We start from the raw sequence: 24,176 nt of genomic DNA, 5'->3' as shown, positions 1-24,176 counted from the left end.
CGCGTGGCGCAGTGGGTTTCGATTGGGCCTCAGCCGGCGCGGCGAAGGCTGCCCGGCCGCCTGCGGCTCGTGCTCTCGTCGGCAAACAGCGAGGCGAGCTGCTCGGTCATCGCACCCGCGAGCTCGTCGGCGTCGACGATCGTCACCGCGCGGCGATAGTAGCGGGTGACGTCGTGGCCGATGCCGATCGCCAGCAGCTCGACCGGCGAGCGCGTCTCGATCTGCTCGATCACCGCGCGCAGGTGCCGCTCCAGGTAGTTGCCCGGATTGACCGACAGCGTGGAATCGTCGACCGGCGCGCCGTCGGAGATCATCATCAGGATGCGCCGCTGCTCGGGCCGGCCGAGCAGCCGGTTGTGCGCCCAGATCAGCGCCTCGCCGTCGATGTTCTCCTTCAGGAGCCCCTCGCGCATCATCAGGCCGAGGTTGCGCCGGGCCCGGCGCCACGGCGCGTCCGCCGACTTGTAGATGATGTGGCGCAGGTCGTTGAGGCGGCCGGGCGACTGCGGCTTGCCGCTGGCGAGCCACTGCTCCCGCGCCTGCCCGCCCTTCCAGGCCTTGGTGGTGAAGCCGAGGATCTCGACCTTGACGCCGCAGCGCTCGAGCGTGCGCGCGAGGATGTCGGCGCAGGTCGCGGCCACCGTGATCGGCCGTCCGCGCATCGAGCCGGAATTGTCGATCAGAAGCGTGACGACGGTGTCGCGGAAGTTCGTGTCCTTTTCGCGCTTGAAGGACAGTGGCTGCATCGGATCGATGATGATGCGCTGCAGGCGGGCGGAATCGAGATAGCCCTCCTCCAGGTCGAACTCCCAGGAACGGTTCTGCTGCGCCATCAGCCGGCGCTGCAGCCGGTTGGCGAGCCGGCCCACCGCACCCTGCAGGTGCGCGAGCTGCTTGTCGAGGAAGGCGCGCAGCCGCTCCAGCTCGCTTTCGTCGCAGAGCTCCTCGGCGGTGATGGTTTCGTCGAACGCCTCGGTGAATACCGAATAGTCGACCTTCTCGTTGAAGTCGCCGAAGATGCTCGGCCGGCGCACCTCGCCTGGCGTCTCGCTGTCCTCGTTCTCCTCGTCGGCGAGCTCGTCGTCGGAAATCTCCGCGCCGTCCATCTCGCCTTCTTCCATCTGCTCCTGCGCCGTCTCGTTCTCGTCGGCGGGTGCGGCCTCGTCGCCGGCTTCCTCCTGGCTGTCGCTCTCGTCTTCCTCGTTGCTGCGCGGCTGGTCCTCGTCGGTCTCGCTCTCCTGGTCGTCCGGCTCGCTGTCCTCCTCGCCGATGTCCTCGGCGACGTTCATCGAGGCGAGCATGTGGCGGACGATCTTGGCGAAGGCCTGCTGGTCGTTGATCGCGCCGGCAAGGCCCGGAAAGTCACCGCCGGCTTTCTCCTCGATGAAGGAGCGCCACAGGTCGAGCACCTTGCCGGCGGTTTCCGGCGGCTTCTGCCCGGTGAGCTTCTCGCGCACGAGCAATGCCACCGCCTCTTCCAGCGGCGCATCCGCCTGGCGGGTGATCGCGCCGAAATTGGCGCGGGCATATTTCTCCGACAGCATGGAATTGATGTTGTCGGCCATGCCGCTCATGCGGTTGGAGCCGATCGCCTCGACGCGCGCCTGCTCGACGGCATCGAACACGGAACGGGCGTCCGCCCCCTGCGGCGACATGGTGGCATGGATGCGCGGATCGTGGCAGGCCTTGCGCAGTGCCATGGAATCGCCGAGCCCGCGGGTGACGGCAAGCTCCTCGCGCGTCGGCCGCTTGGAAATCTCCGGCAGGCGCATGCGCTCGCCGGTCAGCCCCGGCCGCTCGTTGGCGAACACCACCTCGATCTCGGCATCGCCGGCGACCGAGCGGATGCAGCCCGTCAGCGCCCGCCGGAACGGCTCGACGTCGACCGGCGCGCCGGGCCTGGGTCTGGAATTGTCACCGCGAGCAGCCATCTCTCACCTGCCGGGCCGTCAGGCCGTGGCCTCCAGCACGATGTTGGCCGCACTTTCCTTCAGCTCGACCCCGAAGGCGCGCTGGTAGTGCTCGGCGACCAGCGCCCGCTCCAGCTCGTCGCATTTGTTGAGGAAGGTCACGCGGAAGGCAAAGGCGATGTCGCCGAAGATCTCGGCGTTCTCGGCCCAGGTGATCACGGTGCGCGGGCTCATCACGGTGGAGAGGTCGCCGTTGATGAAGGCGGCACGGGTGAGGTCGGCGACGCGGACCATGCGCGAGATCGTCTCGCGCCCGTCCTTGCGGCCGGAGAGCGACTTCACCTTGGCGGCGACGATGTCGACCTCGTTGTCGTGCGGCAGGTAGTTCAGCGTGGTGACGATCGACCAGCGGTCCATCTGCGCCTGGTTGATCTGCTGGGTGCCGTGATAGAGGCCGGTCGTGTCGCCGAGGCCGACGGTGTTGGCCGTGGCGAACAGGCGGAAGGCCGGATGCGGGCGGATGACGCGGCTCTGGTCGAGCAGCGTCAGGCGGCCGGAGGATTCCAGCACGCGCTGGATGACGAACATGACGTCAGGCCGGCCGGCGTCGTATTCGTCGAAGACGAGCGCGACATTGTGCTGGTAGGCCCAGGGCAGGATGCCGTCCTTGAACTCGGTGACCTGCATGCCGTCCTTGACCACGATCGCATCCTTGCCGACGAGATCGATACGGCTGACATGGCTGTCGAGGTTGACGCGCACGCAGGGCCAGTTGAGGCGCGCGGCGACCTGCTCGATATGGGTGGACTTGCCGGTGCCGTGATAGCCGGAGACCATCACGCGGCGGTTGTGGGCGAAGCCTGCGAGGATGGCGAGCGTGGTCTGACGATCGAAGAGGTAGTCCGGATCGAGATCCGGCACATAGGCGTCGGCCTTGGAATAGGCCGGGACGCGGATGTCCGTGTCGATGCCGAAGACCTCCCGCACCGAAACCGTGGTGTCGGGGAGGTTGGAAATGTCGAGATCCATCTTGCTCATAATGTCTCCGCAGCAGACGCCGCTCGCATCCGCCCTTAAGTCCTGTTGCTGCCGACCTGCTCTAGCAGAAGCCGGCCTGCTTTAACAATTGATATGCTTGGATGACCGCCCGAAAACGCTCTTCCGATCCCCTGTCTCCGCCATTCGCGTCGGGATGGTGCTTTTTGACAAGCGCCTTGTAGGCGGCCTTGATGTCGTCGGCCGTCGCGCTCGCCTGCAGGCCCAGCGTATCGAAGGCCTTGGCCTCGAGCGTCTTCAGCTTGCGCGCCCGCGGCTGCATGCGCGGCCCGCCGCCCCGCCCCTCGGCGACGAAGCCGAACGGATCGCGGATGCGATGGTGGGCGCCGGCCGTGCCCGAACGCACGTTGCCGTGCACCGGCCCGTTCTTGGCGGTCTTGTTGACCCCCATCGTCCAGGTCGGGCGGTGGCCGGTGATCGCCTCCTTCTGGTAGCGCGCGATCTCTGAGTCCGACAGGCCGGAAAAGTAGTTGTAGCCCTTGTTGTATTCCTTCACGTGCTCGAAGCAGAAGAGGAAGAACTGGCCTTCGGCATTGCGCCCGACCGGCGCGCGGTGCACGCCCGCCTGCTCGCAGCCGTCCCATTGGCAGGTCGGCGCGACGGGTTCCGGACGCTCCACGCGCCGGCGTGTCCGTATCCGGTCGAAGTATTTTGAATCGAGTTTCATGGGTCCGATTATGGGGCTCGCGACGGAGCACGACAAGAATTGACAAAGCGGTTTCTTGCTGGCTTTGTGGGATCATTTTCGCGCAGGACCGCACGGTTGCGCGGCATCCCAGGGCGGGTCGATGACAGTCAAATCCCGGATAGAATATAGGTTGACCGAGGCGCTTTCGCCAGAGCGGCTGGAAGTGTTGAACGAGAGCCATCTCCACGCCGGCCACCAGCCCGGGTTCGACGGCGGGGGCGAGACGCACATGCGCATCCGCATCGTTGCCGCGCAGTTCGCCGGCAAGACCCGCGTCGCCCGCCACCGGATGGTCAACGAGCTCGTCCGCGAGGAGTTCGACGCCGGCCTGCATGCGCTGGCGATCGAGACGGCCGCACCCGGCGAGCCCGTCGTCTGGTAGTCAGCCCCTGCCCGCCGTTCCCTCGACCGGACGGATGCGCAGCCGGGTGATCCGGTTCTTGACCCGCTTCATGACGATGAAGCGCTTGCCGTGGAAGGTGAAGGCCTGCCGCTCTTCCGGGATCAGCTTCGATTCGTGGATGACGAGGCCGGCGATCGTCGTCGCCTCCTCGTCCGGCAGCGACCAGTCGAGCGCACGGTTGAGGTCGCGGATCGCCACGCTGCCGTCGACGACGATCGAGCCGTCCGGCTCCTGCCGCACGCCCTGAAGACCGAATTCCCGCTCGTTGGAGGCCTCGCCCGCGATCTCCTCCAGGATGTCGCTGATGGTGACGAGCCCCTGCACCTCGCCGTATTCGTCGACGACGATGGCGAAGTGCCGTCCCCGCCGCAGGAAGGCGCCCAGTTGCTCCTTCAGCCCGGTGGTGTCGGGAACGAACCAGGGCTTTTCCGCCACCCTGGAAAGATCGATGGCGCTCGCCTCCGAACCCGCCTCGACGAGCGCACGCAGCATCGCCGCCTGGTGGATCACGCCGATGATGTTGTCGGTCGAGACGCGCCAGAGCGGCATGCGGGAAAAGGGGCTGTCGAGGACCGTGCGGACGATCGCCTCGGGGGCCTCGTCGGCATTGATGCCGCGCATGGCGGTCCGGTGCACCATGACGTCGGATACCTCGAGCTCGTCGAGGTCGGACAGCGAAGTGCTGCGCTCCCTGTCCCGGTCCCGGTCCCGCGACACCGGCTCGCGCCCGGCCGGCGCGGCAACGCCGCGAACCTCTGCCGGCCCGGGCGCAGGCACGGCCTCCCCGGAGGCCGCCAGGCCGAGACACCCGAAAAGCCACCGCAGGACACCGTTCGGTCGCGTCATCGCAAATACTTGTCCTTCAGGAAGGAGAGCACTTCCGACGCCGGCACGTCGTCGGCCACGAAGGACTGGCCGATGCCGCGCGTCAGGATGAAGGTCAGCTTGCCGCTCTTCACCTTCTTGTCCTGGGCGATCGCATCCATCAGCCGCTCCGCCGGCGGCAGCTCGCCCGGGATCTCGCGCATCGACACCGGCAGTCCGACGTCCTTCAGGTGCGTCTCGACGCGGCGCGCGGCATCCGGGCTCGCAAGGTTCATCCGCGCCGAGAACTGGTGCGCCAGCACCATGCCGATCGCTACGCCCTCGCCGTGGACGAGGCGGCGGCTGTCATATTCGGTGGCCGCCTCCAGCGCATGGCCGAAGGTGTGGCCGAGGTTCAGCAGCGCGCGCAGACCGTTCTCGCGCTCGTCGGCCGCGACCACGTCGGCCTTGGCCTGGCAGCTTGTCGCGATCGCCTCGATGCGGGCGGCGCCGCCGGAGAAGATATCCTTCCAGTTCTTTTCCAGCCAGGCGAAGAAATCCGGCTTGTCGATCAGCCCGTATTTCGCCACCTCCGCATAGCCGGCGCGGAACTCGCGCGGCGACAGCGTGTCGAGCACGTCGGTATCGGCGAGCACGAGGTCGGGCTGATGGAAGACGCCGATCAGGTTCTTGCCGTGGCGGGAATTGATACCGGTCTTGCCGCCGACGGACGAATCCACCTGGGCCAGCAGCGACGTGGGCACCTGGATGAAGCGCGAGCCGCGCCGCACGATGCCGGCGGCAAATCCGGTGAGGTCGCCGATGACACCGCCGCCGAGCGCTACCACCGCGTCGTTGCGCTCGATGCGGGCGCCGAGCACGCTGTCGCAGACCGTCATCAGGTGCTCGAAGCTCTTGGTCTTCTCGCCGGCCGGCAGCACGAGCGAGACCGCCTCGATCCCCTTGTCTGCGAGCGAGCGCATGAAGGGATCGAGATAGACCGGGCCGACATGCGCGTCGGTGACGATCGCGATGCGACGTCCCTTCAATCGGGCCGCGATTTCCGCCCCGGCGGCGGCGATGAGGCCGGGCCCGATCAGGATGTCGTAGGAGCGGTCGCCGAGCTCCACGCGAACGGTGCGGCGGGTCGAAGAGGTATCTGTCATGGCATCACTTCATGGCTGGTATCGGCGCTGGTATCGACGCTGGCGGCGACGGCGGCGAGAACCTCGTCGGCGATGATTTCCTTGCGCACGTCGCGCGACTGGACGGTGAGGTCCGCCTCCGCATAGATCGGGTAGCGGGCATTCATCAGGTTCTCCAGCGTCTGTCTGGGGTTTTCGGTCTTCAGAAGCGGCCGCGTGTCGCGCTTGCTGACCCGCTCCCACAGGACATCGAGATCCGCCTTCAGCCAGATCGTCAGGCCGCCGCGCTTGATGTGCTTGCGGGTGCGCTCGTTGATGAAGGCGCCGCCGCCGGTCGAAACGACGCGCGGTCCGCTCTTCAGGAGCCGCTTCATCACCCGGCTCTCCAGCGCCCGAAACTCCTCCTCGCCGTAGGCGGCGAAGAGATCGGAGATCGACATGCGCGAGACCCGCTCGATTTCGTGATCGGAATCGATGAACGGCACCGACAGCTGTTGCGCCACCAGCCGGCCGATGGCCGATTTCCCCGCGCCCATCAGCCCGACCAGAACGAGATTGCGCTTGCCGAGCGCCGCACGCGCTTTCTGCACAAGCTCCGCAGGGGCGGTTTCCACAAGGCCGATCATCAGGCAATTCCGATTGCTGCTTCCTTCCGTATCTGCAAAAGCACCGAAAGCGTCAAGTGCTTGCACGGCTTGCGCTCGCTCTTCCGCAGGGCGATATAGGAGGCCGGTTCCACGGAGCACGCAATGCCCACCCTCTTCCGTTTCCTGTTCTTCTGCGCCGTCATTGCCGGCATCGTCTACGGGATCATGATCGCCCTCGTCACCTTCGTGGAGCCGCGCCCGCGGGACGTGACGATCCGCATCCCGTCGGAACGGGTGAACCCGCAGCCGTGAGGGACAGCGCGGCGATCCAGATCGAGGCCTTTCTGGAGATGATGAGCGCCGAGCGCGGAGCCGCCGCCAATACGCTCGCATCCTACGAGCGCGACCTCGAGGATGCCCGCTCCTTCCTGCTGCAGCGGCAGGTGCGGATCGTCGAGGCGCAGCCCGACGACCTGCGCGCCTATCTGGGCCATCTGGCGCGGCAGGGCTTCAAGGCCTCGTCCCAGGCGCGCCGGCTCTCCGCGCTCCGGCAGTTCTACAAGTTCCTCTACGCCGAAGGCGTGCGCGACACCGATCCCACCGGCATCCTGGACGCGCCGCGCAAGGAGCGGTCGCTGCCGAAGACGCTGTCGACCGACGACGTCACCCGCCTGATCGGGCTTGCCGAGCAGGAGGCGCAGGCACCGGGCGAAGGCCGCCTCCAGCGCCTGCGCATGCACGCGCTCGTCGAGCTTCTCTATGCGACCGGCATGCGCGTCAGCGAGCTCGTCTCGCTGCCGGCGACGGTGCTGGCGCAGAACGGCCGCTTTCTCGTCGTCAAGGGCAAGGGCAGCAAGGAGCGGCTGGTGCCCCTCTCCCGCTCGGCGATGGCGGCCCTGCAGTCCTATGGCACGGCGCTCGCCGAGGAGCGCGAGCGGCAGGAGGACGCCAAGGAGAGCCCGTTCCTGTTTCCGTCCGCGGGGAAGGAAGGATACCTGCCGCGGCAGGTCTTTGCCCGCGATCTCAAGGCGCTGGCCGCACGCGCCGGCATCCGGGCCGCGGCGCTGTCGCCGCACGTCATCCGCCATGCCTTCGCCAGCCACCTGCTGCAGAACGGGGCGGACCTGCGCGCCGTGCAGGAACTGCTCGGCCACTCCGACATTTCGACGACGCAGATCTACACGCATGTGCTAGAAGAGCGCCTTCATCGGCTGGTGCAGGATCACCACCCCCTTGCCAAACAGGCAAAAAAGCCGGATTAGAGCCGCCATTCCGCCGTCGTCGCTCTCTAGCTTGCGCGGCGGACAGTTGGAGCAAACGATCGGAAACGCATCTCATGCACAATTACCTCGACTTCGAAAAGCCTATCTCGGACCTCGAAGGCAAGATCCACGAACTGCGCAAGCTCGCCGAAGAGGACGAGAGCATCGACACGTCGGACGAGGTTGGGCGGCTCGAGGCGCGCTCGCGCGAGGCGATGGTCGACATCTACTCCAAGCTGACCCCCTGGCAGAAGACGCAGGTCGCGCGCCATCCGCAGCGGCCGCATTTCGTCGACTACGCGGCGAAGCTGTTCGAGGAATTCGCGCCCTTGTCCGGCGACCGCAAGTTCGCCGAGGACGAGGCGATCCAGGCGGGTCTCGGGCGCTTTCGCGGCCAGTCCGTCGCGATCATCGGCCAGGAAAAGGGTAACGACACGAAATCGCGCCTGAAGCACAATTTCGGCAGCGCCCGCCCGGAAGGCTATCGCAAGGCGATCCGCGTGATGGAACTGGCGGACCGCTTCGGCCTGCCGATCATCACCCTCGTCGACACCGCCGGCGCCTATCCCGGCATCGGCGCCGAGGAGCGCGGCCAGGCGGAGGCGATCGCCCGCTCCACCGAGATGTGTCTCAACGTCCGCGTTCCGATCGTCTCCGTCATTCTCGGCGAGGGCGGGTCCGGCGGCGCGATCGCGATTGCGACCGGCGACCGCGTCTACATGCTGCAGCACGCCATCTACAGCGTGATCTCGCCGGAAGGCGCGGCCTCGATCCTCTGGCGCGATTCGACGCGGGCCAAGGAAGCGGCCAGCAACATGAAGATCACCGCCGAAGACCTGAAGGCGCTCGGGGTGATCGACGGCATCATCCCCGAGCCGATCGGCGGCGCCCATCGCGATCCGGACACCGTGATTGCGGCGGCGGGCAACGTCGTGGCGGATGCGCTGCGCGAGCTTTCGGCCAAGCCGGGCGAGCAACTGCGACGCGATCGTCGCCAGCGCTACCTCGACATCGGCCGGCAGCTCTGAACGCAAAGGATGCAGATCGCCGGCCTTTTGCACGGGGCCGGCGAATACGGCCAAACCTTGGACATATTCTGATGGTTTTGAGCGTATCCACAGATCGAATATCACGCGGCGATTTTCCGTTTACGGTTGGTTAAGTATAAACGGGCATGATTCCGCGTCCGCCGTGCCGATGTGGATGGACTGCCTACCAGTTATATTGGACCTGACGCATGCGCCTTAAGGTACTCGCCGCTGTTTCGTTGCTTGCCGTGGCCGCCGCCGGCTGCACGAATGAGACGCTCGACAACGTCGGCGTCGACGTCAAGAAGGTCTCCAACAAGACGCAGTACCAGCTTTCCGGCCAGGTCGTCTCCAAGATGGCCTCGCTGAACATCGACCGCAATTCGCCGGTCACCCTGCGCATCTTCAAGGAAGAAGGCATCCTGGAGATCTGGAAGGCCGACCGGTCGAACCGTTTCCAGATGATAAAGAGCTACCAGATCTGCGCATGGTCGGGAAAGCTCGGCCCGAAGGTGAAGGAAGGCGACCGCCAGGCGCCGGAAGGCTTCTATCCGCTCGGCCCCCAGCACATGAACCCGAACTCCCAGTACTACCTGGCGATCAACACGGGCTTTCCCAATTCCTATGACCGGGCCAACGCCCGCTCCGGCAGCAACCTGATGATCCACGGCGCCTGCTCGTCGTCTGGCTGCTACTCGATGACCGACGAGCAGATGGTCGAGATCTTCGCCTTTGCCCGCGATGCCTTCAAGGGCGGGCAGAAGACGATCCAGCTCCAGGCCTATCCGTTCCGCATGACGGCGGAGAATATGGCCCGCCATCGCGACAACCCGAACATCGAATTCTGGAAGATGCTAAAGGTCGGCTACGACCAGTTCCAGGTCACCAAGCGTCCGCCGGAAGTGGGCGTCTGCGACCAGAAATACGTCTTCAACCAGCAGACGGCGGACGGAAAGGCGTTCGCCGGCGTCGCTGCCCAGTGCCCGGCGATCTCGACGCCGCCGCAGTTGCAGGTGGCGATGAACGCCTACGACAAGACCTATGCCGCCGCATACGCCAAGGCGATGAAGAAATACGAGGGCACCGTCTGGCTGGAGCCCTCCGAGGCCCAGCGCAAGGCGATCGTCGCCGACAAGCGCAAGGGCCGCGAACTCGCCTATGCGCCGACCGGAAACTCGATCGACGCCGGCAAGCTGATGTCGCTGCGCGAGATCGAGGCGGAGAAGAAGCGGGCGGAAGAGGCCGAGCGGCGCAAGGTCGAGATGGCCGAAAAGGCCAGGCAGGAAGAGGAAGACCGCAAGGCCGCGGAATTGAAGAAGCTCGCCGACGACGTTGCGGCGCAGAAGGCCGAACAGCAGGCGACCGCCGGCACCGGCGTCGCGGTCCCCGCCGCCAACCCGGGCGTCGCATCGGTCCAGGAAGAGCAGCAGGCGGCGAAGAAGCCGTTCTGGAAGCTCTGGTCCAGCAAGGGCACGGCGGCCGCATCCGGTGCGGCCGGCGCCGCTCCGACGACCGCGTCTGCCGCCCCGACGGCACAACCGCAACCGGCCGCAGGCGCCCCAGATGGCGGCAACACCGCTTCGATCGCAACACCCAGGGCCGACGGGCCGGCAGAGCCGGCAGCAGCGGAAGCGGCGGCACCTTCCGCCCAGGCCGCCGGCGAGGCGGCGCCCCAGGGAGCTTCCCAGGCAGCTTCCCAGGCAGCGTCCCAGACAGATCCTCAGACAGCTCCGCAGGCAGCGCCCGCCCCGGCCGCCACCGCCGATGCGAGCGCATCCCAGAAGCAGCCGTTCTGGAAATTCTGGAAAAAGCAATGACGGCGGCCGACCCGGGTGCGGTCTACGACCTGCGGGGGCTGAAATGCCCGCTGCCGGTGCTGAGGACGCGCAAGCGCCTGGCACAGCTGCCCTCCGGGGCCTTCCTCCTGATCGAGACGACCGATCCGCTCGCCGTGATCGACATTCCGCATTTCTGCAGCGAGAACGGCCACACGCTGGAACGCAGCGAAAGCCTCGGCGACGGCCACCGCTTCCTGATCCGCAAGGGCTGAGCCCCGTCGATCGCGCTCCGCTCGAAAGTCTTCGGCCGCCGGCACTATCGCAAGCCGCCGCAGGTGTGTACTAATCCGGGCGACACGTGCACCCCGGAAAGAGCATGACCTCAACTGCGGCCTTCCTGCGCTCGAGCCTATTGATGCTTGGGCTGGGCACCCTCCTGCTGATCGGCATCGTCGGCTACTCGCTCTGGCTCGTCCAGGCGAACCGCGCCTATTCGGACGAGACCGCCTCCCTTCGCCGCGTCAGAAGCTCCATCGTCGGCCTTTTGACGACGCTGCAGGATGCCGAAACCGGCCAGCGCGGCTACCTGCTCGCCAGGGAGGCGTCCTATCTCGACCCCTACAACAAGGCGACCGCGGATCTGCCGGCCCGCTGGAAGGCGCTTCAGGACAATCTCGGACCGCGCCCGGACTATGCCGCCGGGCTGGCCGAACTCAAGATTGCCATCGACGGCAAGATGGCGGAACTGGAAAACAGCGTCGGCCTGACCAGGCAGGGCCGCTACGACGAGGCCTTCGCGCTGCTTTCGACCGATGCCGGCCTGCGGCTGATGGATCGCATCCGCGAGATCCTCAGCGGATACCTCGAGAAGACCGACGACAATCTGCGCGAGCTTGTCGCGAAACAGCTGTCGGCCGCCGATACCCTGCAATGGGTGACGATCGGCGGCGCCGTCGCGATCCTGGTCGTCGTCGGCGGCGCCATCCTGGTGATCTTCCAGCATGTCCGCGATCTCTCCCGCGCCCGCGAGGAGGTCATGGCGCTGAATTTCGGGCTGGAGGAGCGGGTCAACGAGCGCACCCAGGACCTGATCCGCGCCAACCAGGAGATCCAGCGCTTCGCCTATATCGTCACCCACGACCTGCGGGCGCCGCTGGTCAACATCATGGGTTTCCTCAGCGAGCTGGACACCGCCATCAAGGCGGTCTCGGCCTATGTGATGGCGGACGAACGCACGCCGAGCGAGGACGAGATCCGCGAGGCGCGCCTTGCGGTTACCGAAGACCTGCCCGAGGCGATGGGCTTCATCCGGTCCTCGACGAAGAAGATGGATGCGCTGATCAACGCGATCCTGAAGATTTCCCGCGACGGCCGCCGCAAGCTGCAGCCGGAGCGGATCGACCTCAAGGCGCTGCTCGAGGCCAGCGCCGCCACGGTCCAGCACCAGCTGGCCGAGCAGGGCGGCGAGGCGAACATCGCCGCCGGCTACATCACCGGCATCGTCTCAGACCGGTTTTCGCTGGAGCAGATTTTCGGTAACCTCTTCGACAATGCCGTGAAGTACCGGATGCCGGGCAGGCCGCTGAAGCTGAACGTCGACATCCGCCCCGACGGACCGCGCCGGATCAGGATCGACGTCCGGGACAACGGCCGCGGCATCGGCCAGCAGGATCTCGAGCGCATTTTCGAGCTCTTTCGCCGCGCCGGCGAACAGGACCAGCAGGGCGAAGGCATTGGCCTTGCCCATGTGCGGTCGTTAATACGGAATTTGGGCGGCGACGTTACTGTCGAATCCGAACTGGGCAAAGGCAGCACGTTCATCCTGTCCCTGCCGACGGATCTCACCAAAGTGTTCAGGAGTATGGACCCATGAAGGCCAGCGGACGGGAAGTCACCATCGTCATGATCGAGGACGATGAAGGCCATGCGCGCCTCATCGAGAAGAACGTCCGGCGGGCCGGCGTCCACAACGAGATCGTCCCCTTCACGCTCGGCAGCAAGGCGCTCGACTACGTTCTGGGCGAGAACCGGGACGGCCTGGTCAACCAGGACCGCTACCTGCTCGTGCTGCTCGACCTGAACCTGCCCGACATGTCCGGCATCGACATTCTCCAGCAGATCAAGAGCAACGAGCACTCGCGCAGCATCCCGGTCGTGGTGCTGACCACCACCGACGACGAGCGCGAGATCCAGAAATGCTACGACCTCGGCGCCAACGTCTACATCACCAAGCCCGTGGACTATGAGGGCTTTGCCACCGCCATCCGTAACCTTGGGCTCTTCTTCTCGGTGATACAGGTTCCATGACGCCCGACCCGAAGATCCGCGTCCTCTATATCGATGACGATCCGGTGCTGGCGCGCCTGGCAGGCAAGGTGCTGGCGCGCAACGACTTCGAGGTCGTGCATGCGCCGTCGATCCCGGTCGGGCTGGAGCTGTTCGGCACCCAGGAGTTCGCAGCCGTCGTCCTCGACCATCATTTCGAGAACCAGACGGGACTGACCTTCCTGGAGGCCGTGGCGGACATGCCGCGAAAGGCGCCGATCCTCTACGTGACCGGCTCCAGCGATGCGGAGGTGGCGATCAGCGCGCTGAAGGGCGGCGCTGCGGACTATGTGATGAAGTCGGCCACCGACGACTTCTTCCCCCTCCTCGTCAGCGCGCTCGAACAGGCGCTGGAGAACGCGCGCCTGCGCCAGCAGAAGGAGGAGACCGACCGCCAGCTCGTCATCGCCAAGGAGCGCGCCGAACTGCTGCTGTCGGAAATGAACCACCGCATCGCCAACAGCCTCTCGCTCGTCTCCGCCATGATCCGCATGCAGATGCAGATTTCGAGCAGCGAGGAGACGAAGACGGCGCTGGCCGAGACCCAGAGCCGCATCTCGGCGATCGCCGGCGTCCACCGCAGCCTCTATACCTCCGACAAGGTCGACGCGATCGACCTCAACGACTATCTGAGCGCCATCATCGCCGAGTTCCAGAGTTCCGGCGGCTTCTCGTCCGGCGTCATCGTCCGCTGCGACCTGGTCAGCGCACCGACCTCCGCCGACAAGGCGGTGTCGCTCGGCGTCATCCTGATCGAGCTTCTGACCAACGCCGCGAAATACGCCTATCCCGACGGCCGCGGCGAGGTCCGGATCCGGCTGCAGGCAAACGGCCGGGACGAACTGATGCTCTCCGTCGAGGACGATGGCGTCGGCCATGACCGCGCGCAGGGCCCCAAGGGCACCGGCCTCGGCACGCGGCTGATCAACGCCATGGCGATGAACCTCGGCGCCACCGTCGTCGACGAGCGCGACGGCAAGACCACAGGCACCTATGTCGCGGTGATCTGGAAGGCGTAGTTCCCGCTTCTTCCAAAGCCCGAAGGGGCGTCTCAGCGCATCCTGAGCCCGGGAACCGCCAGCGGATTGTCCTCGAGTGCGGCGCGGTCGGGACGGTCGATCCGCGGCTTGCCGACGAAGGCATCGAACAGGTCGCGCACGAAGGCCTCCGGCAACCCGTCCGTGATCAGCACCATGCGGGTGCGCCGGTCGCCGGGATCCGGCCAGGCCGCAAGCCGCTCGGGCGGATGGAAGACGGCCTGCACGCCGTGCAGGATGATCGGGCGGTCGGGATTGTCCGACAGCGCCACGATCGCCTTCATCCGTAACAGCTTGTCGCCATGGGCCGAACGCAGCAGGTCGACGAACATGTCGAGCGCCATCGGATCGATCGGCGCGTCATGGACGATGGAATAGGACCGGATCGAGGCGCTGTGGCGGTTGACGTCATGGGCGTGCTGGTGGAAACGGCCCTCGCCGCCGTGGCCCTCATGCCCGTGCCCGTGCCCGTGATCGTGATCGTGGCCATGGTGATCATCGCGATGGTCGCCGTGGCCGTGGTGATGGCTGTGATCGTGATGGTCATGCCCATGCTGATCCTGCCGTGCCTCGTCGTTCAGCCAGCGGCCGACATCGGCGATCTTCGTCTTCAGATCATAGAGCCCGCAGGCGAGCAGGGACGGCCCGGTCCGGTCTTGGTCGTCCGCATCGATCACGGCGGCGCGCGGATTGAGATCGGACAGCGCCTGCGTCAGCGCCGACGGCGCCACGCCATCCGTCATCGCCGTCTTGGTCAGCACGAGACGGTCGGCGACGGCGACCTGCTTGACGGATTCGGGATGGGCCGCAAGCGTTGCGAGCCCGTTGACCGCATCGACGAGCGTGATGACGCCATCGAGCCGGAAGGAATGTGCGAGTACCGGATTGCCGATCACCGCCTGGATCACCGGCGCGGGGTCGGCGAGACCGGTCGTCTCGATCACCACGCGCTGCAGCGGCCTGATCTTCCCGGTCTGCATGCGGTCCATCAGGTCGGCGAGCGTATCGACCAGCTCGCCGCGGACGGTGCAGCAGAGGCAGCCGTCGGCAAGCTCGATGACGCCGTCGCCCGATTGCTCGACCAGCAGGTGATCGATCCCCACCTCGCCGAACTCGTTGATGATGACGGCGGTGTCCGTCAGCTCGGGATGCTTCAAAAGCCGGTTCAGCAGCGTCGTCTTTCCCGCGCCGAGAAAGCCGGTCAGGATCGAGACCGGCACGGTACGATCGGCTGCGGACATGGCTTGTTCCTGCTGTTAGAAGGTCGGGCGCGGGACCGGGATCGGGATGTTGCCGCCGTCGCCGATGTCCACCGTCGCCGTCTCCGTGGCGCCGGCCTTGGCCGCCCCGCCCGCGATCAGGCCGGCGAAGACATAGCGCGGCGGCCGGTTCATCTCGTGAATATAGGGGGAGAGCAGCTTCTGGCGGCCCGCCTCGTCGCGGCCCTCGCTGCGCACCTTGGCGGCGTGCTGGCTGCAGATCTCCTTGGAGATGTCCGCAACGGTGGTCGTGTCGCCATAGGGTGCGAGGCTGCCGAGGCTCGGCCCGCCGCCGCGTTCCGTCAGGCCCTTCTGCAGCATCTGCGCGGACTGGTCCGCACGCGCGCCGAGGCTCTCCTCGCCGAGGACGACCGAGACGACGCTGCGGCCGCCGCGGGTGGCCGAGGAGACCTGGTTGAAGCCGGAGGCGCAGATGAAGCCCGTCTTCATGCCGTCGGCGCCGTCGAAGCGGCCGATCAGCATGTTGTAGTTCGAATACTGCTTCTTGCCGGTGGTGAACCCTTCCAGCGCGAAATAGGAGGCGTATTGCGGAAACTCGCGCTTGAGCATCACCGCCAGCACGGCGAGGTCGCGCGCCGTCGTGTACTGCCCCTTGCCGGGCAGCCCGTGCGGATTGATGAAGTGCGACGAGCTCATGCCGATGCGGGCGGCTTCCGCGTTCATCCGCGCGACGAAGGCCTGCTCGGAGCCGCCGACGGTCTCGCCGACGGCGACCGCCACGTCGTTCGCCGACTTGACCAGCATGATCTTCAGCGCGCTGTCGAGCGTCATCGCCTGGCCCGGCTTGAAATACATCTTGCTCGGCGGCTCGGCGGCGGCGTTCTTGGTCATCACCACCGGCGTCTCGAGCGTCACCTCGCCGGCCTTGATCGCGCGGAACACCGTGTAGGCCGTCATCAGCTTGGTCAGCGAGGCGGGATACCACTTGCGGAAGGCATCCCGGTGCTCGATCACCTTCAGCGTGTTGACGTCGACGAGCATGCGCGGTCCGCTGTCGGCGAGCGCGGCATTTGCCAGAAAGGTGGCGGCGAGCACGGTCGCTGCTCCAATGCGGGCCGTCGCGCGGCGCATGAACCGTCCAGTCATCTGCAAGGGCCTGTCCTCGGAAATTCGGGAGTTGTCTCGTTTGCTCCGCCTATTTAGCCTATATGGCATGCTGATGGCAAAGCCCCACGGCGAATCGGCGTCGATTTTTCGCCCGCCCCTCGCCCAGACAGGAACAGGAACGTCGCATGCCCGTTTTGAACCGCGCCGCAGAACTCCAGGACGAGATCGCCGGCTGGCGCCGTCAGATCCACCAGCATCCCGAGACGATGTTCGCCGTGGAGAAGACCGCAGCCTTCGTCGCCGAACGGCTGAAGGAGTTCGGCGTTGACGAAATCGTGACCGGCATCGGCCGCACCGGCGTCGTCGGCGTCATCAGGGGCAGCGCGCCCGGCCGCACCATCGGGCTGCGGGCCGACATGGACGCGCTGCCGATCAACGAGGAGAGCGGCAAGCCCTGGGCCTCGACCGTCCCCGGCAAGATGCACGCCTGCGGCCACGACGGCCACACCGCCATGCTGCTGGGGGCTGCGAAGTACCTGGCCGAGACGCGCAACTTCGCAGGCCAGGTCGCCGTCATCTTCCAGCCCGCCGAGGAAGGCGGCGGCGGCGGCCGGGAGATGGTGAAGGACGGGATGATGGACCGCTTCGGCATCACCGAGGTCTACGGCATGCACAACATGCCGGGCATGCCGGTCGGCCAGTTCGGCACCCGCACCGGCGCGATCATGGCGGCGACCGACGAGTTCGACATCCACATCAAGGGCCGCGGCGGCCACGCCGCCCAGCCGCACCGCACGACGGACACGATCGTGCTCGGCTCGCAGATCGTCGGCGCCCTGCAGACGATCGCCTCGCGCAACACCGACCCGATCGCCTCGCTCGTCGTCTCGGTGACGAAGTTCAACGCCGGCTTCGCCTATAACGTCATTCCCGAGACGGCGACGCTGTCGGGGACCGTGCGGACGCTGAGCACGGCCGTGCGCGACGAGGCCGAGGCCCGCATCCGCCAGCTCTGCGCCGGCCTCGCCGCCGCCCACGGCGCCGAGATCACCGTGCGCTACCAGCGCAACTACCCCGTCGTCGTCAACCATGCCGCCGAGACCGGCCATGCGGTCGCCGTCGCAGAGGAGATCGCCGGCCGCGGCAAGGTCGATGCGGGGATCGATCCGATGATGGGCGGCGAGGACTTCGCCTACATGCTCGAAGCCCGCCCCGGCGCCTTCGTCTTCATGGGCAACGGCGACACCGCGGGCCTGCACCACCCGGCCTACGACTTCAACGACGACGCCATCCCCCACGGCGTCAGCTACTGGGTGAAGCTGGTGGAGACGAGGCTCCCGGCCTGAGGCGGAGAGCCGGGCAACGTTGAGCTGCGCGGGCCGGCCAGGTGACAGGGAACCGGTCGTCACCTCCTCGCGCTGCCGGCGTGCGCTCGCCCGGAGGGGACAGTATCGCAACGACGGCTTGCGGCCCGCCCGAAATTGCGCCCTGCCGCGTACCGAAAAGCACTTGGCTTCAAGCTCCGGCTTTTGTATGGGTTCTGGCAGTGGTCCCGTAGCTCAGCAGGATAGAGCACCAGATTCCTAATCTGGGGGTCCCGCGTTCGAATCGCGGCGGGATCACCATCAAAATCAATACGTTAGACTTATTTTCATGCGCCGCGCCATGCGCCATGTCTTTACCAATTTTACCAACAATTACAGCGCATGCCGCAGGTTGGCGGGAAATCGTTGGCGCATGAATGGCACATGACGCGTGGCGGAATACCGATCGCCAGCGCGAAAGGTTCGAGACGGAAGAGTTCTCCTAGATACGTTTTTTCTCAACATGATGCGGACGTGTGGGGCAGGGCCCGGGCCGCTGAAATCGCTATCTTTTCTTTTACCTTTGTCCCACTCTGGCGTTGATCTTGTCCTTAATTGAAGACCGCAAGGCCTAAGCCGCAACGTAGTTCGCATGCCAAGCGTGTGGGCTGCTGTTTGAAACCTGCGCTCGCTTGCATTAGGTGTTATATAAGCGCACCCTCAAAGCGTCGGTAGCAATGTCACGGGCACTACCGTTTGAGGGCTAGTTACCCTGGCCCCAATGAGAGGAGGACGACATGTCTTCCGATCCCAGCGTTACCGTCATCTCCCCTGCAGAAATGGCAATGATCCAATCAATCTTGAAGAATGCTGGCTATGACGCCAGTTTTCTGAGGGATGATGAGCGACAATTCAACGCAGCCGCACTCCTCGTGATGAAGCTGTTTCTGGCGGGGGAGACCTCTCCGTATGCTCTCTCGGCGCAATTGGAGTACATCTTCGGGAAGGCAGAGGTGAACAAGCCTCCCTACAAATCACCATTTGCACGCTATGCCATTCAAGGGTTGCCCAGCAATCTGAGAGAACTCCGTTCTGTCGTCGATAAGTCGAGTGCCCAATCCATTGCAGACGAACAGACCTGGGAGAATGAAGGCGGCGCGGTCGGTCACCCCGTGCTCCCTCTCCATGGTCGTCAGAAATTGTCCTGACCGAAAAAGGTAACCGGCCATGTCTAGCCGAACACTGATCGCAACGTTTCTGGTCCTGCTATCAGTCGCGATGGTCTGGACATTCCGCCCTGAACCCGGAGGCCACCAAGATCAGGCGACGACGAGTGAGCAAAAGTCACTGCAATAGAACAGCGGGGTACCAGACATGATAGAGAGAACGACAAACAGCGAGATTACTTTCTTGCATCCCTTTGTACTGAGCAGCTTGGTGGTGCCTTTGAAAGCCGGAACTTATCGTCTCGTCGTTGATGAAGAGCTTGTCGAAGGGGTTAGTTTTGTGGCCTACAGGCGCGTGGCGACCCACCTTGAAATCCCTGCAATTTCTATTGAAGCGGGCACCCGCCAGTTTCTGCAGGTGTCTGCGGACGAGATTGCGAGCGCACTTCGGAATGACGCCGAAACGGCTGCCCACATGCCTGACCCACACGCTAGGCCAACGCGCTCCTTGGAGTGATGGAGCGACCATCTCCCATCATATCCATTGGTAGCCAGCAATCGCTTAGCCTTCACCCATATGGTCGAGGTTACACCCAACCCGGCCTCGATTTTTTCTCAGTGCGACTGCCTTCACTCTGGCTGCATCCATTAGCGAAAGGCGCAATCCATGACTCTGATCTTTCCAAACCGCAGTCGCAGCTACGATGATGCGCGAAACGCCGTCCGCTTTCTGGGCTACGACGGCATGTTCGAGGTGCCATTCTTCATTGAGGCTGCCGCACTCATAAAGCCAAAATCTTCGGAGATCTTTGATTCTGAATATCTGGTGGCATTCGATGCGGCACGCGGAACGATTCTCGAAGTGGCGACCAAAGTGTATGCACGTGGGCGCCGGACTCTTTACGTGCAAGATTTCAGATAGCTGCCGCGCAAGCTCGATGCCGCGGGCTCGGCGCCGGCGTCAGGGCGCCCTGCGGCAGGTGATGCCGGCGGCGTTGTCGCCCTGGGTCAGGTCCTTCAGCGTGCCCTCGTCGCCCTTCGTCCACCACTCGAACTGGGCTCCGGCATAGCGCGCGCCGGAGCCGGACAGGACGCTGCTGGCGATCACGAAGTTTTCACCGAAGCTGAGGATGGCGAGCGCGACGGATTCGGCATTGATGTAATCGGCCTTGAGCTTCAGGTCGCCGTCGCAATTGTAGGAAACGGTCTGCCGGTCGACCGAGATCGTGTTCGGCACCTGCAGGACGATGTCGGTGGTGTTCTTCAACTGGGCCAGCCGCATCGCATGCCCGCCGTCCTTGTCGGCAAGATGCAAAAGGCCGTTCTCGAGCCGCCACGAGCGCACCGTGCCGAGCGCGTCGAAGAACTTCTGCTCCTGGTCCATGACGGCCGGCGCGCACATCTTGCGGGTCGCCGCCGCCGGCGCGAAGCTCACCGTGCCGTCCGCCTCGAATTTCAGGTTTCCGCGATAGGTGTTGCAGCCGCCATTGCCGCCATAGGAGCCGTCGGTGCGGATTTCCAGCGTCGTCTGCAGGTTATCGATGACACCCTTGCCGTTGAGGTCCTCCACGACCCAGGTCGCGCTCAGCCCCTGCGGCAGGGCGTCGGCGGCATGGCCGGCCGACGCGAAGCCAAGGGGCAGCAGCAAAGCTGCCAGCGCATTCAACGATAACCGCACGGGCATCCTCCAAATCTGTCTAGGGCGAATGGATCGCCAGCGGCGACGTTATGGCCGCTCCGATGAAAACGTCAAGCGCCGTGCGCGACAGCGCAATCGCCGGCACGCGCATCAACACCTTGTTGCGCGCGTCAATCGGCTGTAGAGCCTCATCAAGACAATAAAAAGATCGCGGAACAAATCATGGCACCCAGCGAGGCAAAGCGACGCCGCGTCACGATCCTTGGCTCCACCGGTTCGATCGGCACCAGCACGCTCGACGTGATCGCACAGCTCGGCGGCCGCGCGGCCTTCGAGGTCGTCGCCGTGACCGGCAGCGGCAATGTCGCGCTCCTGGCCGAGCAGGCGAAGACCTTCGGCGCCGCGATGGCGGTGACCGCCGACGAGACCCGCTACGACGACCTGAAGCAGGCCCTCGCCGGCACCGGCGTCGCCGTCGGCGCCGGGCGCAACGCGCTGATGGAGGCGGCGGCGATGCCGTCCGACTGGGCGATGGCGGCGATCGTCGGCACGGCCGGCCTGGCGCCGACGCTGGCCGCGGCCGAACGCGGCGCCGACATCGCGCTCGCCAACAAGGAATGCCTCGTCACCGCCGGCGACCTCTTCGTGCAGGCCGTGGCGGCCGGCGGCGGCCGGCTGATCCCGGTCGACAGCGAGCACAGCGCCATCTTCCAGGCGCTGGAGGACGACCAGCGCCACGCGGTGGAGCGGATCGTGCTGACGGCCTCCGGCGGGCCGTTCCGCACCTGGACGCGCGAGCAGATGGCCGGCGTCACTGCCGCCGTCGCCCGCGCCCACCCCAACTGGTCGATGGGCCTGAAGGTCTCGATCGGCAGCGCCTCGATGTTCAACAAGGCGCTGGAGATGATCGAGGCCAAGCATCTCTTCGACGTCCGCCCCGACCAGATCGAGGTCATCGTCCATCCCCAGTCGATCGTCCATTCGATGGTCGGCTACCGGGACGGCTCGGTGCTCGCCCAGCTCGGCTGCCCGGACATGCGCACGGCGATCGGCTATGCGCTGACCTATCCCGACCGCCCGGCCCTGAACGTCGAGCGGCTGGATTTCGCCAAGCTCGCCCGCTTGGACTTCGAGGCGCCGGACGAGGAGCGCTTCCCGGCGCTGCGGCTCGCCCGCACCGCCCTCGAGCGCGGCGGCATGCAGAGCGCGGTAATGAACGCGGCCGAAGAGACGGCCTTCCACGCCTTCTGCGACGGCCGCATCGGCTTCCTCCACATGGCCGACATCGCCGAAGAGGTGATGGACGACATGCAGGATTTCGGCGCCGCCCGGAGCATGGACGAGGTCTTCGCCGTGGACACGGAAGCCCGCCGCCGCGCCGAAGCGATCATCGCCCAAAAGGAAATGGCCGCGTAAGCCGCGGCCATCGCAAGGTCTCGGGTCGAAGAGACGCGGGCTCAGGCCACCGCGCGGGCCAGCGCACAGCGCGACCACAGCGAATGCAGCGCACCGACCAGATGGTCGATATCGGCATCCGAATGCAGCGGCGTCGGCGTGATCCGCAGACGCTCGGTCTTCTTCGGCACGGTCGGATAGTTGATCGGCTGGACGTAGATGCCGAAATTGTCGAGCAGCAGGTCGGAGATCCACTTGCACTTGGCCGCATCGCCGACCACCACCGGCACGATGTGGCTGGGGTTGTGCATGTGCGGAATGCCGTTGCGGTCGAGCAGCGAGCGCAGCCGGCGCACGCGCTCCTGATGGGCGAAGCGTTCCTGCTGGCTTTCCTTCAGGTGGCGGATCGAGGCGAGCGCGCCGGCGGCCAGCGTCGGCGGCAGCGCGGTGGTGAAGATGAAGCCGGACGCGAACGAACGGATGAAGTCGCAAAGCGCGGTGGAAGCGGCGATGTAGCCGCCCATGACGCCGAAGGCCTTGCCGAGCGTGCCCTCGATCACCGTCAGCCGGTGCATCAGCCCTTCGCGTTCGGCGATGCCGCCGCCGCGCGGGCCGTACATCCCGACCGCATGCACTTCGTCGAGATAGGTCATGGCGCCGTAACGGTCGGCAAGGTCGCAGATCTCCTTGATCGGCGCGATGTCGCCGTCCATCGAATAGACCGACTCGAAAGCGATGATCTTCGGCGCCCGCGGATCGGCGGCCGCGAGCTTCGCTTCCAGGTCCTTCAGGTCGTTGTGCTTCCAGATCACCCGCTCACACTTGGAGTGGCGGATGCCTTCGATCATCGAGGCGTGGTTGCCGGCATCGGAGAACATGATGATGCCGGGGATCTTCGAACAGAGCGTGCCGAGCGCGGCCCAGTTGGAGACGTAGCCGGAGGTGAACAGCAGCGCCGCCTCCTTGCCGTGCAGGTCGGCGAGCTCGCGCTCGAGAAGCACGTGGTAGTGGTTCGTACCCGAGATGTTGCGGGTGCCGCCAGCACCCGCGCCACACTGGTCGATGGCGAGCTTCATCGCCCCGGTGACGGTGGGATGCTGCCCCATGCCGAGATAGTCGTTGGAGCACCAGACGGTGACTTCCTGCGTGCCCGAATCGGTGTGGCGCGTCGCCTTCGGGAAGCCGCCGCTGTGGCGCTCCAGATCGGCGAAGACGCGATAGCGGCCTTCCTGATGCAGCCCGTCCAACTCGTTTTTGAAGAAAGCCTCAAAGTCCATCATTGTCTCCAGACCGGTTCCCCGGCATGCCCGGGCGCGATCTCGCCCGCTTCCCCTTCGACGTACACCCCGAAGGCTGCTGCCGCAATGCAAAGGCACTGCGGCAAAACCGCGCCTACCTTTGAAACATTCCAAGATAGGTTACAACGGCAGAAACCACTCTTGCTTGATGCATGTCAAGTATATGCAAGCCGAGGACGGCCGAAGCCGTCCTCGATGTGTCGTTGGCCGAGGCCGATGGCCCTCAGGCGGCCGCAACCGCCCGTCTGGCCATCACGTTGACCAGGTTCGCCCGGTACTCCGCGCTTCCGTGGATGTCCGACAGCAGCTCGGACGGATCGGTGGTCACGCCGTTGAGCGCCTGCGCCGAAAAATTGCCGGCAAGGGCCGCCTCCATCGCCGCATGGCGGAACACGCCGTTGGCGCCCGCGCCGGTCACGCCGACCCGCACGCCGCCGGGCCCCTTGGCGACGAAGACCCCGGTCATGGCATAGCGCGACGCCGGATTCGGGAACTTGGAATATCCGGCCCGCTCGGGCGGGGCGAACGTCACCGCCACCACGATCTCGTCGTCCTGGAGCGCGGTCTCGAAGAGGCCGGTGAAGAAATCGTCGGCGGCGATCTCGCGGCGGTCGGTCACGATCGTGGCTGCGAGCGCGAGCATGGCCGACGGATAGTCGGCGGCCGGATCGTTGTTGGCGATCGAGCCGCCGATCGTGCCCATGTGACGCACCTGCGGATCGCCGATCAGCGAGGCGAGATGGGCGAGCGCCGGGCAGGCGGCCTTGATCTCGGCGGATTGCGCGACCTCGGCATGGGTCGTCCCCGCGCCGATCCGCACGCGGCCGCCCGAGACCGTGATCCCCTTCATCTCGGCAATGTGCCGGAGGTCGACCAGGTCCGACGGCGCCGCCAGCCGCTGCTTCATCGTCGGGATCAGCGTCATCCCGCCCGAGACATATTTGGCCTCGTCCGACGCGCCCTTGAGACGGAGCGCATCCGCGACCGAGGACGCCCGATGGTAGTTGGTTGCATACATCTCCGT

The 24,176-nt window shown here is 65.7% G+C and carries 23 protein-coding genes, 1 tRNA gene and 2 pseudogenes; 15 read left to right on the top strand and 11 right to left on the bottom strand.

All coding sequences use genetic code 11. From position 1 onward, the window contains the following. Positions 1-29 precede the first annotated feature (29 nt). The 3 genes from cobT to P0086_RS12895 all read right to left on the bottom strand — a co-directional run bounded on the left by cobT (position 30) and on the right by P0086_RS12895 (position 3,633). Positions 30-1,931 carry a cobaltochelatase subunit CobT gene (cobT, locus tag P0086_RS12905; protein ID WP_112614591.1) on the bottom strand — a complete coding sequence of 634 codons (1,902 nt, stop codon included), beginning with the start codon at positions 1,929-1,931 and terminating at the stop codon, positions 30-32. An 18-nt stretch (positions 1,932-1,949) separates the two neighbouring features. Then, positions 1,950-2,948 (bottom strand): cobaltochelatase subunit CobS, encoded by a 999-nt coding sequence (gene cobS / locus P0086_RS12900; protein WP_112595279.1) that lies wholly within the window; start codon positions 2,946-2,948, stop codon positions 1,950-1,952. A 61-nt stretch (positions 2,949-3,009) separates the two neighbouring features. Next, positions 3,010-3,633 (bottom strand): J domain-containing protein, encoded by a 624-nt coding sequence (locus P0086_RS12895; protein WP_275786005.1) that lies wholly within the window; start codon positions 3,631-3,633, stop codon positions 3,010-3,012. A gap of 121 nt (positions 3,634-3,754) precedes the next feature. Between P0086_RS12895 and P0086_RS12890 the strand changes: the two genes are divergently transcribed. Continuing rightward, positions 3,755-4,036 carry a BolA family protein gene (locus P0086_RS12890; RefSeq protein ID WP_275786002.1) on the top strand — a complete coding sequence of 94 codons (282 nt, stop codon included), beginning with the start codon at positions 3,755-3,757 and terminating at the stop codon, positions 4,034-4,036. Here the strand turns inward: P0086_RS12890 and P0086_RS12885 are convergent. The 3 genes and pseudogenes from P0086_RS12885 to P0086_RS12875 form a co-directional block, all read right to left on the bottom strand. Further along, positions 4,037-4,732 (bottom strand): annotated as a pseudogene (locus P0086_RS12885) (transporter associated domain-containing protein); the annotation flags it as partial. A 167-nt stretch (positions 4,733-4,899) separates the two neighbouring features. Then, positions 4,900-6,027, bottom strand: a complete 1,128-nt coding sequence (gene aroB / locus P0086_RS12880) for a 3-dehydroquinate synthase (protein ID WP_275785999.1) — start codon at positions 6,025-6,027, stop codon at positions 4,900-4,902. Further along, positions 6,024-6,632: a shikimate kinase gene (locus tag P0086_RS12875; RefSeq protein ID WP_112595287.1), complete on the bottom strand. Its 609-nt coding sequence runs from the start codon at positions 6,630-6,632 to the stop codon at positions 6,024-6,026. The genes aroB and P0086_RS12875 overlap by 4 nt, the downstream gene beginning before the upstream one ends. A gap of 123 nt (positions 6,633-6,755) precedes the next feature. Between P0086_RS12875 and P0086_RS12870 the strand changes: the two genes are divergently transcribed. The 8 genes and pseudogenes from P0086_RS12870 to P0086_RS12835 all read left to right on the top strand — a co-directional run bounded on the left by P0086_RS12870 (position 6,756) and on the right by P0086_RS12835 (position 14,005). Continuing rightward, positions 6,756-6,905: a hypothetical protein gene (locus P0086_RS12870; protein ID WP_112595289.1), complete on the top strand. Its 150-nt coding sequence runs from the start codon at positions 6,756-6,758 to the stop codon at positions 6,903-6,905. Then, complete coding sequence (gene xerD, locus P0086_RS12865) at positions 6,902-7,855, top strand: site-specific tyrosine recombinase XerD (protein WP_112595291.1); 954 nt, start codon at positions 6,902-6,904, stop codon at positions 7,853-7,855. The genes P0086_RS12870 and xerD overlap by 4 nt, the downstream gene beginning before the upstream one ends. A 74-nt stretch (positions 7,856-7,929) precedes the next feature. Further along, on the top strand, positions 7,930-8,883 hold the full coding sequence (locus P0086_RS12860) for an acetyl-CoA carboxylase carboxyltransferase subunit alpha (RefSeq protein ID WP_112595294.1): 954 nt from the start codon (positions 7,930-7,932) through the stop codon (positions 8,881-8,883). A gap of 209 nt (positions 8,884-9,092) precedes the next feature. Further along, positions 9,093-10,352, top strand: a pseudogene (locus P0086_RS12855) (L,D-transpeptidase family protein); the annotation flags it as partial. Positions 10,353-10,696: 344 nt separating this feature from the next. Further along, the gene (locus P0086_RS12850) at positions 10,697-10,933 is read left to right on the top strand and encodes a sulfurtransferase TusA family protein (RefSeq protein WP_112595298.1); all 237 of its coding nucleotides are present in this window, start codon (positions 10,697-10,699) and stop codon (positions 10,931-10,933) included. A gap of 104 nt (positions 10,934-11,037) precedes the next feature. Next, positions 11,038-12,534: a CHASE3 domain-containing protein gene (locus P0086_RS12845; RefSeq protein ID WP_112614605.1), complete on the top strand. Its 1,497-nt coding sequence runs from the start codon at positions 11,038-11,040 to the stop codon at positions 12,532-12,534. Then, positions 12,531-12,968, top strand: a complete 438-nt coding sequence (locus tag P0086_RS12840) for a response regulator (protein WP_112608514.1) — start codon at positions 12,531-12,533, stop codon at positions 12,966-12,968. The genes P0086_RS12845 and P0086_RS12840 overlap by 4 nt, the downstream gene beginning before the upstream one ends. Then, positions 12,965-14,005, top strand: a complete 1,041-nt coding sequence (locus P0086_RS12835) for a histidine kinase dimerization/phosphoacceptor domain -containing protein (protein ID WP_275785990.1) — start codon at positions 12,965-12,967, stop codon at positions 14,003-14,005. Before P0086_RS12840 ends, P0086_RS12835 begins: the two co-directional genes overlap by 4 nt. A 32-nt stretch (positions 14,006-14,037) precedes the next feature. Here the strand turns inward: P0086_RS12835 and P0086_RS12830 are convergent, their stop codons facing one another. Both P0086_RS12830 and P0086_RS12825 read right to left on the bottom strand, forming a co-directional pair. Then, complete coding sequence (locus P0086_RS12830; RefSeq protein ID WP_275785987.1) at positions 14,038-15,264, bottom strand: GTP-binding protein; 1,227 nt, start codon at positions 15,262-15,264, stop codon at positions 14,038-14,040. Positions 15,265-15,279: 15 nt separating this feature from the next. Then, a complete protein-coding gene (locus tag P0086_RS12825) occupies positions 15,280-16,338 on the bottom strand; it encodes a D-alanyl-D-alanine carboxypeptidase family protein (protein ID WP_162714995.1) in 1,059 nt (352 codons plus the stop codon). A gap of 197 nt (positions 16,339-16,535) precedes the next feature. Between P0086_RS12825 and P0086_RS12820 the strand changes: the two genes are divergently transcribed. The 5 genes from P0086_RS12820 (at position 16,536) to P0086_RS12800 (ending at position 19,742) form a co-directional block, all read left to right on the top strand. Next, positions 16,536-17,696, top strand: a complete 1,161-nt coding sequence (locus P0086_RS12820) for a M20 aminoacylase family protein (protein WP_112608518.1) — start codon at positions 16,536-16,538, stop codon at positions 17,694-17,696. 202 nt (positions 17,697-17,898) lie between these two features. After that, positions 17,899-17,975: transfer RNA gene (locus P0086_RS12815), tRNA-Arg, on the top strand. Between the two features lie 476 nt (positions 17,976-18,451). Further along, the gene (locus P0086_RS12810; RefSeq protein WP_148149506.1) at positions 18,452-18,862 is read left to right on the top strand and encodes a hypothetical protein; all 411 of its coding nucleotides are present in this window, start codon (positions 18,452-18,454) and stop codon (positions 18,860-18,862) included. A 166-nt stretch (positions 18,863-19,028) separates the two neighbouring features. Then, the gene (locus P0086_RS12805) at positions 19,029-19,337 is read left to right on the top strand and encodes a hypothetical protein (protein WP_148149505.1); all 309 of its coding nucleotides are present in this window, start codon (positions 19,029-19,031) and stop codon (positions 19,335-19,337) included. A 150-nt stretch (positions 19,338-19,487) separates the two neighbouring features. Further along, positions 19,488-19,742, top strand: a complete 255-nt coding sequence (locus P0086_RS12800; protein ID WP_148149504.1) for a DUF1488 domain-containing protein — start codon at positions 19,488-19,490, stop codon at positions 19,740-19,742. A gap of 39 nt (positions 19,743-19,781) precedes the next feature. Here the strand turns inward: P0086_RS12800 and P0086_RS12795 are convergent, their stop codons facing one another. Then, positions 19,782-20,498, bottom strand: a complete 717-nt coding sequence (locus P0086_RS12795) for an META domain-containing protein (protein ID WP_162702492.1) — start codon at positions 20,496-20,498, stop codon at positions 19,782-19,784. A 183-nt stretch (positions 20,499-20,681) separates the two neighbouring features. Here P0086_RS12795 and dxr point away from each other — a divergent pair, with 183 nt between their 5' ends. Next, entirely contained in the window at positions 20,682-21,875 is a 1,194-nt protein-coding gene (gene dxr, locus P0086_RS12790) for a 1-deoxy-D-xylulose-5-phosphate reductoisomerase (RefSeq protein WP_275785978.1), read from the top strand. A gap of 41 nt (positions 21,876-21,916) precedes the next feature. Here dxr and hemA read toward each other — a convergent pair whose 3' ends face one another. Together hemA and P0086_RS12780 are read right to left on the bottom strand one after the other, a co-directional pair. After that, complete coding sequence (gene hemA, locus P0086_RS12785; protein ID WP_112595316.1) at positions 21,917-23,131, bottom strand: 5-aminolevulinate synthase; 1,215 nt, start codon at positions 23,129-23,131, stop codon at positions 21,917-21,919. Positions 23,132-23,375: 244 nt separating this feature from the next. Continuing rightward, positions 23,376-24,170 carry a xanthine dehydrogenase family protein subunit M gene (locus P0086_RS12780; RefSeq protein ID WP_275785976.1) on the bottom strand — a complete coding sequence of 265 codons (795 nt, stop codon included), beginning with the start codon at positions 24,168-24,170 and terminating at the stop codon, positions 23,376-23,378. Positions 24,171-24,176: the final 6 nt, after the last annotated feature.

The organism is Mycoplana sp. MJR14, from assembly GCF_029210525.1.
Classification (GTDB): domain Bacteria; phylum Pseudomonadota; class Alphaproteobacteria; order Rhizobiales; family Rhizobiaceae; genus Mycoplana.
The sequence above is the reverse complement of the archived record's forward strand: the minus strand, read 5'-3'. Positions and strand labels throughout refer to the sequence as shown.

Excerpts from the sequence above, each read along its gene's own strand:
- cobT (WP_112614591.1), bottom strand. The coding sequence starts at position 1,931 with ATGGCTGCTCGCGGTGACAATTCCAGACCCAGGCCCGGCGCGCCGGTC.
- cobS (WP_112595279.1), bottom strand. The coding sequence starts at position 2,948 with ATGAGCAAGATGGATCTCGACATTTCCAACCTCCCCGACACCACGGTT.
- P0086_RS12895 (WP_275786005.1), bottom strand. The coding sequence starts at position 3,633 with ATGAAACTCGATTCAAAATACTTCGACCGGATACGGACACGCCGGCGC.
- P0086_RS12890 (WP_275786002.1), top strand. The coding sequence starts at position 3,755 with ATGACAGTCAAATCCCGGATAGAATATAGGTTGACCGAGGCGCTTTCG.
- aroB (WP_275785999.1), bottom strand. The coding sequence starts at position 6,027 with ATGACAGATACCTCTTCGACCCGCCGCACCGTTCGCGTGGAGCTCGGC.
- P0086_RS12875 (WP_112595287.1), bottom strand. The coding sequence starts at position 6,632 with ATGATCGGCCTTGTGGAAACCGCCCCTGCGGAGCTTGTGCAGAAAGCG.
- P0086_RS12870 (WP_112595289.1), top strand. The coding sequence starts at position 6,756 with ATGCCCACCCTCTTCCGTTTCCTGTTCTTCTGCGCCGTCATTGCCGGC.
- P0086_RS12860 (WP_112595294.1), top strand. The coding sequence starts at position 7,930 with ATGCACAATTACCTCGACTTCGAAAAGCCTATCTCGGACCTCGAAGGC.
- P0086_RS12850 (WP_112595298.1), top strand. The coding sequence starts at position 10,697 with ATGACGGCGGCCGACCCGGGTGCGGTCTACGACCTGCGGGGGCTGAAA.
- P0086_RS12845 (WP_112614605.1), top strand. The coding sequence starts at position 11,038 with ATGACCTCAACTGCGGCCTTCCTGCGCTCGAGCCTATTGATGCTTGGG.
- P0086_RS12840 (WP_112608514.1), top strand. The coding sequence starts at position 12,531 with ATGAAGGCCAGCGGACGGGAAGTCACCATCGTCATGATCGAGGACGAT.
- P0086_RS12835 (WP_275785990.1), top strand. The coding sequence starts at position 12,965 with ATGACGCCCGACCCGAAGATCCGCGTCCTCTATATCGATGACGATCCG.
- P0086_RS12830 (WP_275785987.1), bottom strand. The coding sequence starts at position 15,264 with ATGTCCGCAGCCGATCGTACCGTGCCGGTCTCGATCCTGACCGGCTTT.
- P0086_RS12820 (WP_112608518.1), top strand. The coding sequence starts at position 16,536 with ATGCCCGTTTTGAACCGCGCCGCAGAACTCCAGGACGAGATCGCCGGC.
- P0086_RS12810 (WP_148149506.1), top strand. The coding sequence starts at position 18,452 with ATGTCTTCCGATCCCAGCGTTACCGTCATCTCCCCTGCAGAAATGGCA.
- P0086_RS12805 (WP_148149505.1), top strand. The coding sequence starts at position 19,029 with ATGATAGAGAGAACGACAAACAGCGAGATTACTTTCTTGCATCCCTTT.
- P0086_RS12800 (WP_148149504.1), top strand. The coding sequence starts at position 19,488 with ATGACTCTGATCTTTCCAAACCGCAGTCGCAGCTACGATGATGCGCGA.
- dxr (WP_275785978.1), top strand. The coding sequence starts at position 20,682 with ATGGCACCCAGCGAGGCAAAGCGACGCCGCGTCACGATCCTTGGCTCC.
- hemA (WP_112595316.1), bottom strand. The coding sequence starts at position 23,131 with ATGGACTTTGAGGCTTTCTTCAAAAACGAGTTGGACGGGCTGCATCAG.
- P0086_RS12780 (WP_275785976.1), bottom strand. The coding sequence starts at position 24,170 with ATGTATGCAACCAACTACCATCGGGCGTCCTCGGTCGCGGATGCGCTC.